The organism is Salipaludibacillus sp. HK11 (assembly GCF_047795645.1).
GTDB lineage: Bacteria > Bacillota > Bacilli > Bacillales > Salisediminibacteriaceae > Salipaludibacillus.
The window spans coordinates 893,283-905,947 of the sequence record NZ_CP181045.1 but is presented as its reverse complement, the minus strand read 5'-3'; the positions used below and the strand labels follow the sequence as shown (position 1 = coordinate 905,947).

Here is a 12,665-nt window from a genome sequence, read left to right as displayed (position 1 = left end):
TAGATAGTATCTTACGTTTATTTCTATTTATTTTGTCATTATTTGCTTAATAATCTCAAGATTACGCTTTTTAAAATATCGTTATGTGACGACATCATTTCACCTGTTATTGAATCAAGTTCAATATATTACTTGGACTCGTTTACTGCATTTGCAGCATCTTGAAATACCCCTGCTATTATAAGCATTTTCTCTTAATGATTCCCTTCCGCATAAATACCTTCTACAAGACCTCCCTCTATTATCGTTACATCAGAAAGTTTCACTTTCTCCATCACTATTTACTCCTCCATCCATAAATGATATTGATTATCATTATCATTTAAGTATAGGTTATTCCCTTACATTTTACAAATAAATTTTTCACTGGAGAAAATTATGTCCCAAAGTTCCTTCGCGTCAATTTCTTTGGTTAATCACTTAAAACGTATGACTCAAGTATGTAAACTCCTTTTCTTAGCCACTCAAAAAAATGACTTAACATAATGCATCCTGTCAGATTACTTTATGACAGAGTCTATGAAATTAAATGATTATTTTATGATAGGTTAGTATATGTATTTATATTGTCAACAATTGGTAAATTTCTCATTTATAATACTATTAAGTTTCATTTCTTGCATATCACAAAAATAACTGAACTTTTTCAAGTCCAGTTTCTCTTCCTCGCTACTTTTTTTGACATAACTCTATTATTTCATCCGCACTGATTGGTTTGCTATAATAATAACCTTGCATGACAAAACAACCAAGTTTTTTTAACAACTCTTCCTCTTTTTTTGTTTCTATTCCTTCTGCTATCACTTTCAGCTCTAGCTTTTCAGCTATAAAAAGAATACCTTCAATAATAATTTGTTTTTTAGTATTTTCGATATGCTGTATAAATGATTTATCTAACTTAAGTGTATCAATAGGTAATAAATCCAATAGTGATATGGAAGAATAACCAGTCCCAAAATCGTCCATAGATAATTTAACACCTAGCATTTTTATGTCATTTAATTGATCAATAGTAGCTTCAAGGTTCGTATAAATAATTGATTCTGTCACCTCAAGTTCTAAGTATTCAGGTGCTAATCGGTATTCATCTAAAATAATAGCGATCATATTTTTTACATTTGACCTTTTAAATAATTTCACTGATAAATTAACAGCGACTGGTAGATTTATTCCTTGATTTTTCCAATGCTTGCATTGAAGACACGCTTCCTTTAGGGTCCACTCAGTGAGCTCAAAGATAAATTCACTTTCTTCAGCAATCGGTATAAATTCACCTGGAGATATTACTCCAAACTTAGGATGCTTCCAACGAATTAATGCCTCCACACCGATTATTCCATTGATATTTACGTCCACTTTTGGTTGGTACACTAAAAACAATTGATCCTTCTTTATAGATTGAGAAAGGTCTTGCTCTAGTTCCATTTTTCTTTTTTCCACTATACCCATTTCATTTGAGTAAACAACAAATTGATTTTTTCCTAATTCCTTAGCATTATACATTGCTATAGCGGCTTCTTCTAATAATTTCGTGCTTTTTGCTTGCTTTATTGAACCAAAACTAATGCCAATACTCGTTGTAAAATGTATTTCATTACCTTCTATAAAAAATGGTTGGTTAAGCTCATTGATGATGGCTTTCGCTAATTCGATCGTCTTTATTCCGTCACAACGCTTAATCACAAAGACAAATTCGTCGCCATCAATTCGATATGCTTGCTGATCTTCAGTAGACATTTCATCAAGTTTAGACCCAACATTCCTTAACAATAAATCTCCAATATGATGTCCCATCGTATCATTAATCGATTTAAATTGAGCTAGATCAAGGAATAAAACACCGATATATTCATTTTTTTGATACGTATCAAAAAAAAGTCTCATGGCGTTGCGATTAGGTAGTGGCGTAATTGTATCCTGATATGCAAGCTTCTTTAATACATGTCTATCAAATTGCATTGTTCCCCAAGAAATAAGCAAAATGACGAATACTGTCAATGTTACTCCAATGAATAAAAAACGATTATCAGATGTAGTAGCACTATGTTCCATCGCATGATTCATCTCAAAGTTAGCTGCTAACATACCAGTATAATGCATGCCAGCAATAGCAAATCCCATCACGATCCCAGATAACCCTTGCGACCATTTGGAAGAAGATTGATTACGAAAACGCAAAAATAGAAAAAGAGCTGCATAAGATGCTATAAATGCAATAAGAACAGACAATGCGACTAACTTCATATCGTAAGTTAATGTTGCATCCATTTGCATTGCTTCCATACCTAAATAGTGCATCTTCACAATGCCACTTCCCATTATCAGACCACCAATTACAATGCGATACCATTTTATAACTTTTGGCATCGTGATATAAAATGCAATAAAAGATGATATGACACTCGCAAACATAGATAAAATTGTAATCAATACATTATAGGAAACGGAATCATGTGTTTGAAACGCCATCATGCCTATAAAATGCATGGACCAAACTCCTGATCCCATCACGATAGATCCAGAAATTAGCCAAAAGATTTTACTTTTCCGTTCTGAATAAGATAACTTTGCCGTAATACTAAGTGCTAATACAGAAGTAACGATAGCAATTAGCACGGAAAGACCCACGATGAAATAATTGTATTGTTCTAACATTCTTGTCGATCAACTCCGTTCAAGTAGATTCTTAGGTGCATTCATACTCCATGAAAAATTATAATAATATAACAAAAAATAACAAAAAGTGCCTGCACCAAGTGCGGTAAAGTCATACTGCACCGGGAGTCAGGCACCTTAATTCCAGTGTCTTCCTTCGCGTGATTTTCTTAGGTTTATTGTACCATGAATATCAAGTAAACTAGCAAGTTTTATAATGTCAGATTAGTAATTCTCCATCGATTTTGATCAATGCAATGATTTAAATAGACTTTTTCACTGGTGCCAAAACGTCCCTACGCTTCTCCCTAGTTACCTAGTTGTGTCAAGCAAGTGTATGAATTTCTCCCGATGTACTATTCTATAGGTCCTTTTATCCAAGACGCAATGAAACTCCAATCCTTCACAGAGCCGTCTTTATGGAGGATATTTAGGAATACACCGTCACCTTTTCCAACTTGCCATATTGCTTGCGCAGAATTAGCTTTATCGGTAATACCATTTGTCATTACATAGTCTATGAATGTTTCTTTTCCCGCTCCGTAATTTTCTGCTACAAATGCCACTAAATAGATGTCTATACAGCTCGCTCCAAAATCTGCTGGGTCTCCATTTAAAATGTGATTCCTAATTAGCTTTATTTGATCGGATTGACTTGCTTCCATGACTTGACTCTTAATATCATCTATTTGATACGCTCGAAAACTTCTTTTTTCCCACGATTTAAGTTGTGATAAGTCTCCATTCACTTCTGTAAGTTTCTTTATCATGTTCTTTATGTTGCCAACTGTTGGTATGACGTTCTCATGGATGCTTCTACCTCTTAATGTATTCGGTAATAGAATTTTATTTTCATCAATATGGCTGACCTCAACTTCCTTTACTTCATTAATCCAACCAAAGTATACGTTCACTCCGTTTAGTGAAATTGGACCGACAACCTTGTCCTCTTTTGGCGTTAAATCAAACAGTTTTACAAAATCAGCATAATCTTCGTACCCTTTTCCTGTTTCACTAAAAGAATGTACGAGAATTAGTGCATGATTAGCTTGCACGCGATGAGCTTCGATAAGCGCGGAAGCAGCCCGATGCAGTAATTGATAGCGTATTTCCAACACTGAATCTTCTTTTAAATTCAACGTATCGAGTAAATAAAACAGCCTTTCTATTTTTCCGCTGGTCGGATTTTTTTCTTTCCAAGTTTCGATAGTTGCCCCAAAAGATTCGGTAACTTTTCCTTCTACCATGATCGTCAGAAGCTCCTTACCTGCTTTCGCTAAAACATAAAGATCGTTCTGAGAAGTTGCTGATCCACCTAGCAAAGAAACCTTGTATTCTGGAAATCCAAATAAAAATTCTACATCTTTTAATAAAGTTATTTGACTTTCTTCGAAGGTTGTTACAACAGAAGTCGGAAACCCTTCCGCTTCCTCCCAACACTTCGCCAACTCTTTTGCTGAGTAACCGGATTTCCACTGTTTCTTCGGATTAGTCAATAAACTTTTCCAACTTTTTTTCCCACTTGAAGGTAAAAAATACTTTCCCACAACTTTTCCTCCTCTAAGTTTTTAGATTAATAATTATCGACAAATATGACTGACTGCTAAAATAATCTACACACACTTCTTATAATTCCCGATCCGTTTCCCATTAAACAACACAATAAAAGGTGACTGCCCCCCCAATGAGGTAAAGTTATACTGCATTAAAGAACTAGGCACCAAAATTTTTGGTATTATTAGATGTACAGATAATCTATCAAAAAAATGGTAATATAGCACTTTATATTAGGAGTTGATTTTAAAATGACTAATTTATATTTTGTTAGGCACGCACATTCTACATATACACCAGATGAATTAGGCAGACCTTTATCAGATAGAGGTATTTCTGATGCAATGAAAGTCACTAAATTATTAAAGCACGAGAAAATTGACATTGTTATTTCTAGCCCGTATAAGCGTGCTATCCAAACAGTGAAAGGCGTTGCTAAACACATAGATAAAGAGGTTGAAATATTAGATGGGTTTAAAGAAAGGATTTTAACTTCAATTCCCGCGGATGATTTTATTCTTGCTATAACAAAAGTATGGGAGGATTCCAGTTTTTCTTGGGAAGGTGGCGAGTCTAATGATACTGCTCAAAAAAGAGGCGTAGAAACCACTTATACTGTATTAGATACTTACAATCGTAAAAACATTGTTATCGGCATACATGGAAATATAATGGCTTTAATTATGAACTATTTCGATAGTCAGTATGATTTCACTTTTTGGGAAAATCTTGATATGCCGGATATTTATAAATTGACTTTTGATGGTAGGGAGCTAAGAAATGTAATTAAATTATGGGAAAGACTTTAATCTCATTTCTAAATCAGCTTATACAGTAATACCAATTTGTACAAGAAAAGTATTAACAATACTCGATTTAGAAGATCTTGATTTCCTTTTTAAATGAATTATTGATTATAGTTTTTGATGAAATGGAATTAACATCTCTAAGTTGTCTGATTGGATGACAACAAGATTTAAAAATACCGACATATAAACCCTCCCTTAGATAAATTGAATTTTTTTCTATCTACGAAAGTTAAGTCACCTATTTTATTCATTGTTTATGGTCCCAAAAATTAAGTGAAAACAAGAAAAAATCTTTTCCCCTCACGCTCTCACAATATGATATAATTTTCCTACATATGAATACTTTTTTCACTATTAAATGGAATAACACAACTAAAGTTATATAACTTTAGTCACCATGAAAGAGGTGAACAATATGAAACAATACTTAATAATATTATTATTGTTTGTGACTATCATTTTACCAGCATGTTCCGCTCCACATAAAAATGTTGATACCAGTTTCACTGCAATTGGTGGCGAGCTTGATCTTTCTGAATGGGACAGCGAAGAATCTTTAGTGAACTTAAATGGACAGTGGGACCTTCATTGGAACCAACTACTTGACCCCACTGATTTCAAAAGCGAATCTAAGATGAAACAAACTGATGTTATCGATATACCTAGTGTCTGGCATACACAATCACTAGATGGTGAACCTCTTCCAAAGGAGGGCTTTGCAACTTACAGGCTAAAAGTCTCCATGAACGAAATAAATGAAGTGATGGGACTCAAAATTCCTTACATGCAATCTAATTTCAATTTATGGATTGATGACAAACTCCTAGCTACAAACGGTCAGGTTAGTACGAATGAAGCAACTAGTATTCCTGAGAAACAACCTCAGGTGGTGTATTTTTCACAAAAAAACAAAACATTCTCTGTTACCCTACAAATATCTAATTACAATTATAATACCGGCGGATTATTGGAACCGATCATATTAGGTAAATCAGAGAATATTCATCATAACCACCTCTATGAAACTATTTTACGATCGATATTGTTTGGCATTTTATTACTATCTAGCATTTACCATATTGGACTTGGTTTTTTCAGAATGACAGAAACTTATTTCTTTTATTTCGGAGCATATTGTTTAGTCGCTGCTTTCCGCTATTCAATGGTTGGAAATGTTCTCTTCACAAAAATATTTCCAAACATCGATTGGAATATCGCAATGAAATTGGATTTCATAAGTCTCTATAGCCATATCCCACTATTAGCAATGGTCTTGTTTCGCCTGTATCCTAAGCAAAGTAGTAAATGGTTTACATTAAGTACTATTATTGTTACATTTTTTTACGCCCTACTTACTATTTTTACAACAGCTCAAACTTATCTTTCATTTATAGTCTATTTTCAGTTTTTTATGATTATATGTGTTTGTTATGGTATTACTGTTGTAATTAAATCATTGAAGGCAAAGCAGGATGGAAGTTATTACTTAATTACGGGGATTAGCTTTTTAATGACCACCATTCTTTTGGATATTTTTACTTCTTTATTTAACTCTAACAGACCTGAATCGACTTATTATCCAATTGGTATCAGCATTTTCATCATATGCTTTTCTTTAGTACTATCAAAAAGACTCTCCTCTTCCCTGGATCTTTCAGTGGAGTTAACCAAAGATCTATCGCAATTAAATAGCGAACTTGAAATCAAGGTAGAACAACGCACGCAACAAACTCAACAGTCCAATAAAAAGTTAAAGGAACTTAACGAAAAACTACAAAGAATGGCACTCATTGATGGACTGACAAACATACCAAACAGAAGACAATTTGATGAATACTATAAGCAGCAATATGAAATTTCCGCACAAGAAAAAACACCCTTATCGATTCTTTTCTTAGATATTGATTACTTTAAAAATTACAATGATTATTATGGACATCAACAGGGCGACGAGTGTTTAAAGCTCGTTGCACAATCATTAAATGAAGAAAGAATTAATAAATCAACAGATGGATTAGTGGCAAGATATGGTGGTGAGGAATTCGTTTATGTGATTCCTCAGCTCAGTAAAGAGGAAGCGGAACAATTCGCCCAAAAAATAAAGCAGAAAATTGAACAATTAAAAATAGCCCATGAAAAATCACTCATTTCCAACTATGTAACTGTAAGTATTGGGCTAATCACCGTAATTCCAAATACTACAGAAGATATGAATAGCATATTAAAGAAAGCAGATCAGGCGTTATACCAAGCAAAGATTGCAGGAAGAAATCAAGTTTATTCTTTACCTATTACAGAAGAGCTTTGAAAGCATTTATAAGAAAACACAGGGACAGATTACCGTCCCTGTGTTCCCTTAATATGAACTGATGATATTCTAACCACCTGCCCCAATTATATTAATGTTTTAAAGCAATTGTGCCAGTACTAGAAATTCTCATTATTTTTCTCTACTGGAACTTGAAGTACTGTGAGCCAATCATTTGAAGATTCTTTGTTCCAAATCCCATCAATAAAGCTCTCTCTTGGATTTCCCGTTGCCGCGTAATCATTTTCCTTCATCCACTTGAAAACATAAGCATAGGTATTTCCATTTATATCGTATAGTCCTTTATGAAGAACGGAAACAGCCTGAACACTATCTATTTTCTTAAAAGTAATTCCTATGGCTCTACACCGAACTGTTCCACCACCTCACAAATCTTTCTCTTTATACTCACCATCAAGGTAAATGATGAAGGAATATACTCAGGTTTAGACAGTTTCAAGGATGGATTGGCAGCTGTTACTTCTTCTCCAATCTCTGGAACCAACTTAAAATAAGCATCATAGTTAGGAACTCTCAGTGTTTTCGAATAAACGATACATACTGGCAACTCTTTCATTACTGCTTGATAATTCATTAGAATCACCCTTTTATGTGCTTTTCGATAAGTTTTTATCCGAGAGAGCTTGTCAGATGCAACTTTCCATTCCATTTTTATTTCTGCTTCTTTCTTTTGAATCATGTCCGATACGTTGTATCCTTCTTTCACTTGCGAAATATTAACTATCAAAAAACCGGTTTGCTTAAAACTGGTCTGTCGTATAATATCTGTAGCCGTTGTTTTTCTCAATGTGAGCTGGTTGCAGAAGACCGAGAGTCAATGTTATATATTACTTAAAAAGTGCCTGATCCCCAGAACAGTAAAATTATACTGCACTGGGGATCAGGCACCACAATAAAAATCCTGCTCCTTAAATATCTAAAAAATTCTTCACATCATCTAATTGTTCCTTGTTCTTTAACTTGTTTACAGCAATCTTATCTAAAATTTTTTCTAATTCATTAACTTCTACTCTCCTATTAAAATTGTCATTAATATATTCGCACAAAAAACCATCTTTTAGTAGAAAATATTTATTTGACTCTAAATCTCTATATTCAAAGGCATTTAATTCAAAAGTAACTTTCTCTCCATCCTTCAACTGCTTTTTTAAAACTTTAATAAGTTCTTCTTTTTTATTGTCCATCTATTTCCCCTCCTGAAAAACCCTTGTTATTATATAAATGATCTATCCACCTTAATTATAAAGGTTTTAATATTATTTCTGAAGTGAAAAATTCTAAAACTCCATAAGAACACCTCTATGCTTCCGTTACCATTTCGACTATTATTTCTAACTATATTGTTTGATTAACGAAAATAATACACTTGATTAAACTAACCAGAAAAGGTGCCGATCCCTAGTGCGGTAAAGTTATACTGCACTGGGGAAATTAGAGGCAAACGAAAACCTTACACATTCGTGTATAATTGTAGTCAACATTGAGCTTACAAGGAGGATATGTTGATGAAGAAATTTGTGAAAAATGAGGAGTTTCAATTAGGTGTTTGTTATTATCCGGAGCAATGGCCTGAGGAGCTTTGGGCCGACGATTACCGACGCATGAAGGAGATGAACTTCTCCACAGTAAGGGTTGCGGAGTTTGCTTGGGCCATTTTTGAGCCTTCCGAAGGAGAGTTTTCCTTTGAGCTTTTTGATCGTGCCATTGACTTGGCACATGAGTATGGATTAAAAGTAGTACTAGGAACACCTACAGCTACTCCACCAGCGTGGCTGACACATAAATATCCAGAAGTATTAAATGTGACGCAAGAAGGTGTTCAACTTCAACATGGATTAAGAAGACATTACAATTATAATGCAGAAATCTACCATAAGCTTTCTGCTAGAATTGTTCGGAAAATGGTAGATCATTATAAAGATCACCCTGCAGTAATTGGTTGGCAGCTTGATAATGAGTTTAACTGTGAAATAAATGTTTTTTATTCAGACGCAGACCACAAAGCTTTTCGAAACTGGGTAAAGAAAAAATATGAGACGTTAGATAATGTAAATAAAGCATGGGGAACTGTTTTTTGGAGCCAGACGTATTCGAGCTGGGACCAAATACATTTATCAAGACCTAATCCATCCCAATCACCGAACCCTCATCTTGCGTTGGATGAAAAGCGATTTATTTCTGATAGTACGATTGCCTATGCGAAACTTCAGGCAGATATTATTCAAGAGGTTGCACCGCATCATTGGATCACAACAAATGGATTGTTTGGACATTTGAATAATCACGAAATGACAGATGATCTACTCGATTTTTTCGCATATGATTCGTATCCAAACTTCAGCACGATTTTTCCAGACAAAGAGGATAAGCCGCTATTAGATCGTAAATGGAGCTGGAATCTGAGTAATGTTAGAAGTATCTCGTCAACCTTTGCCGTGTTTGAACAGCAATCAGGTCCAGGTGGCTGGGTGAATCGAATGCAACAACCTTCACCCAAACGCGGGCAAATGAGGTTGTGGACTTACCAATCTATTGCTCATGGAGCGGATATGGTCCTTTATTTCCGCTGGAGAACGGCAACGATGGGCACAGAGATTTATTGGCATGGCATTAATGATTATCATAACCAGCCTAATCGCCGAGTAGAAGAAGCTACGATAATTGGAAACGAGCTAATCAAAGTAGGTAACGATATTAAGGGAACTGAGTATCAAGCGGAGGTTGCCATCGTTCGAGATTATGACAATGAATGGGACGGAGAATTAGATTTGTGGCATGGTCCTCTCTCTAACAAAAGTAATATTTCGTGGTTTAAAGTGTTGCAATATCGTCATATTCCATCAAATGTGACCTATATTCACGATAATACAACAGTTGAAGATCTACAGAACTATTCTACGTTAATCTACCCTCACCCAGCGATTATGACGGAAAAAACATCACACCTTTTGGAGAATTTCGTGAAAGCTGGTGGAAATGTGATATTCGGCTGCCGAACGGGCTATAAGGATAATACAGGGAAATGTTACATGAAGCCATTCCCTGGAGTAGTAAGTGAGCTTAGTGGAGTGACGGTGGAGGAGTTTTCTATTCACAATGAAGATCATCTGGCACCTTCCGTTACAACAAAAACTGGCACGTTTCAGTCAGACGGATTCAGTGAGGTGCTACAAGTTCAATCTGAGAATGCAGAAGTAGTAGGAAGCTACGATGACCCGTTTTATGAAAACAAGCCTGCATTGGTAAAACATTCCGTAGGAAAAGGGACGGTTTATTATTACGGCGGTGTTTTCACAGAGAAATCAGCGAGTTTTCTACTAGAAGAATTGCAGATTACTTCACCTGTAAAAGAGTGGCTAGCTATCCCACAAAAAGTGGAGTTAGCTATTAGGAAAGCGAAGAGCGGAAAAGAGTATGTTTTCCTATTGAACTATTCGAAAGACGCACAAACAATCCAGGTAAAAAGTAAGCGGACCAATATTCTTACAGATAAAGCATTGGAAGGTGATGTTGTTATGGAACCGTTTGGGGTTGTGATACTTTCATCACAATTACCCCAATCATTATAAATCACTACCGCGCCGCCATGACCAGGGGGACGGTTCCTTCGGTTAATCCCGGTTAGATCTTTTCCTATAACTAATGATTAGATTAGCTACGAGAAGCACTCTCTTTCTAAAGAAAGAGAGTGCTTCTCTGCTTAGCTGACACAGTAAATGCTTATGAAGTGGGTATTACGTATCTCCATCGGAGTTCTTTTAGTCAAATGAATTATATGCATTTCTAACTAGATGAATGATCTTTTCTCAACCACTAGAACCGTCCCCGCGGTCACCTCAGCAGGAAATTACTTTTTATAATATTTATTCTTTTCAAACGGATAATTCATTAAATCTAAGCACATATATTTCTTAATTTAAACAAAACCTTAAAATATCGACTTACCTTGGGCAAGGAGGAATTTTATTGTTTAATAAAATCATTAATAAAAACTCGCTACCTTTTTTTATATTAACTCTCATCCATCTTTATTTGATTTTTAAGTTATTTAAACGAAAAAAACATAAAAGTGTTTGGCTTTTATTACTATCTAATATAGGATTTGCATACGTTTTTGAATACCCAGTCTTAAATTTATTTTATGGTTACAATTATAACCCTTCAATATTTAAAAACCGTTATGTAGATGGAATTTTTGGAGCTATTCTGTCTCAAGCCATATTTGTACCAATTTCAGCTACATTTCTTACATTAAACAATATGAAATGGAGCTGGAAATGTAGCTTTAGTTTATTCTATTTCCTCATAGAAAATTTGTTTATACGCTTAGAAGTGTATAGAGTTTATTGGTGGAAGCCAATTTACACTTTTATTTTACTTAATCTCTATTTTTATATTAGTGATTTCTTTCACAAAGCACTTACAAATAAAAAAAAGTGGGCATTGTCAATCGCATATTATTTATCGATCAATGTGATATCAGTTACCTTAATGTATGTATCTGCTTTACTAAGGCAAATTAAGTTTGGTGAAACATGGAGAGAACACTTTGTAATAGCACCTATTTACAGTTCTGTTTTCTCATATATTTCTATGAAGAACGCTTCAAAACCAGGAATACTTAATCGTTCTTCAATGTTAATTTTTGCTTTGATCATCGATATATCCTTAGCTTGTCTTGGAGTTTTAAAGATCAACTTCAAACGAATGTTGGGATCTATCCCCTTTCACATCTTTAATATATTTATTTCTCGTTATCTCTATTTGGTAATTTATCAAGAACAGTAAGCAAGCCAATAAAAAGAAGAAGCGATAGCTGTTGTGTACAATATTGTTTGTTGTATGAAAACTACGTTCGTTAAGAAATTACTTTTGTTAAGGTTCCAATTTCATACCCCTAACACATATACGGAGACAGCAAATAGACAGAATGTAGTAATAAAGTTCAGTATAAAATATTTCTTTTTCTTGGTAACGATCATTTCAACAAGTTCAACAGCATTATTTAACCCTAAAGAGAAAAGCATCCCAAAAAGTAATACATTTGGAAAATCAGTTGAAGTATCCGAACTTATTAAGCCGGAAATAGATATGAATAACACCTGAACAGCAAAGTAAATTGCGCTAGCGCTAAACAGAACTCTTAAACCTAAAAGTAACTTATTACTCTCTCTGTATTTTTCCTGAATCCTGCTTACTAATTTCATCTTTACCTCACCCCTATCCCTATTCAACCAAATTCCATTTTAATGAAAAAGCGACTCGCTTGAGGAAGAATCCTCTCCCTTAAAGCCTTAAAAAAGCCAACTGAACTTCCC

The 12,665-nt window shown here is 34.5% G+C and carries 10 protein-coding genes; 4 read left to right on the top strand and 6 right to left on the bottom strand.

All coding sequences use genetic code 11. From position 1 onward, the window contains the following. Positions 1 to 669: 669 nt before the first annotated feature. Entirely contained in the window at positions 670 to 2,655 is a 1,986-nt protein-coding gene (locus tag ACM26V_RS04765; protein WP_416150298.1) for an EAL domain-containing protein, read from the bottom strand. Between the two features lie 356 nt (positions 2,656 to 3,011). Beyond that, positions 3,012 to 4,202 carry a DUF6946 family protein gene (locus ACM26V_RS04760; protein ID WP_416150297.1) on the bottom strand — a complete coding sequence of 397 codons (1,191 nt, stop codon included), beginning with the start codon at positions 4,200 to 4,202 and terminating at the stop codon, positions 3,012 to 3,014. Positions 4,203 to 4,460: 258 nt separating this feature from the next. On the opposite strand from ACM26V_RS04760, the gene ACM26V_RS04755 reads away from it, so the two are divergent. Together ACM26V_RS04755 and ACM26V_RS04750 are read left to right on the top strand one after the other, a co-directional pair. Then, positions 4,461 to 5,018 carry a histidine phosphatase family protein gene (locus tag ACM26V_RS04755; protein ID WP_416150296.1) on the top strand — a complete coding sequence of 186 codons (558 nt, stop codon included), beginning with the start codon at positions 4,461 to 4,463 and terminating at the stop codon, positions 5,016 to 5,018. A 415-nt stretch (positions 5,019 to 5,433) separates the two neighbouring features. Beyond that, positions 5,434 to 7,326: a diguanylate cyclase domain-containing protein gene (locus ACM26V_RS04750; RefSeq protein WP_416150295.1), complete on the top strand. Its 1,893-nt coding sequence runs from the start codon at positions 5,434 to 5,436 to the stop codon at positions 7,324 to 7,326. Between the two features lie 119 nt (positions 7,327 to 7,445). Here ACM26V_RS04750 and ACM26V_RS04745 read toward each other — a convergent pair whose 3' ends face one another. From ACM26V_RS04745 to ACM26V_RS04735, 3 genes are all read right to left on the bottom strand, one after another. Beyond that, positions 7,446 to 7,664, bottom strand: coding sequence for a hypothetical protein (locus ACM26V_RS04745; protein WP_416151787.1), 219 nt, complete (start codon positions 7,662 to 7,664; stop codon positions 7,446 to 7,448). 17 nt (positions 7,665 to 7,681) lie between these two features. Continuing rightward, positions 7,682 to 8,134: a hypothetical protein gene (locus ACM26V_RS04740; protein ID WP_416150294.1), complete on the bottom strand. Its 453-nt coding sequence runs from the start codon at positions 8,132 to 8,134 to the stop codon at positions 7,682 to 7,684. A gap of 121 nt (positions 8,135 to 8,255) precedes the next feature. Next, positions 8,256 to 8,531, bottom strand: a complete 276-nt coding sequence (locus ACM26V_RS04735) for a hypothetical protein (protein ID WP_416150293.1) — start codon at positions 8,529 to 8,531, stop codon at positions 8,256 to 8,258. 321 nt (positions 8,532 to 8,852) lie between these two features. On the opposite strand from ACM26V_RS04735, the gene ACM26V_RS04730 reads away from it, so the two are divergent. Beyond that, the gene (locus ACM26V_RS04730) at positions 8,853 to 10,916 is read left to right on the top strand and encodes a beta-galactosidase (RefSeq protein WP_416150292.1); all 2,064 of its coding nucleotides are present in this window, start codon (positions 8,853 to 8,855) and stop codon (positions 10,914 to 10,916) included. A gap of 397 nt (positions 10,917 to 11,313) precedes the next feature. Next, positions 11,314 to 12,135 carry a hypothetical protein gene (locus ACM26V_RS04725; protein ID WP_416150291.1) on the top strand — a complete coding sequence of 274 codons (822 nt, stop codon included), beginning with the start codon at positions 11,314 to 11,316 and terminating at the stop codon, positions 12,133 to 12,135. Positions 12,136 to 12,236: 101 nt separating this feature from the next. Here ACM26V_RS04725 and ACM26V_RS04720 read toward each other — a convergent pair whose 3' ends face one another. After that, positions 12,237 to 12,554, bottom strand: a complete 318-nt coding sequence (locus ACM26V_RS04720; RefSeq protein WP_416150290.1) for a hypothetical protein — start codon at positions 12,552 to 12,554, stop codon at positions 12,237 to 12,239. Between the last annotated feature and the right edge of the window lie 111 nt (positions 12,555 to 12,665).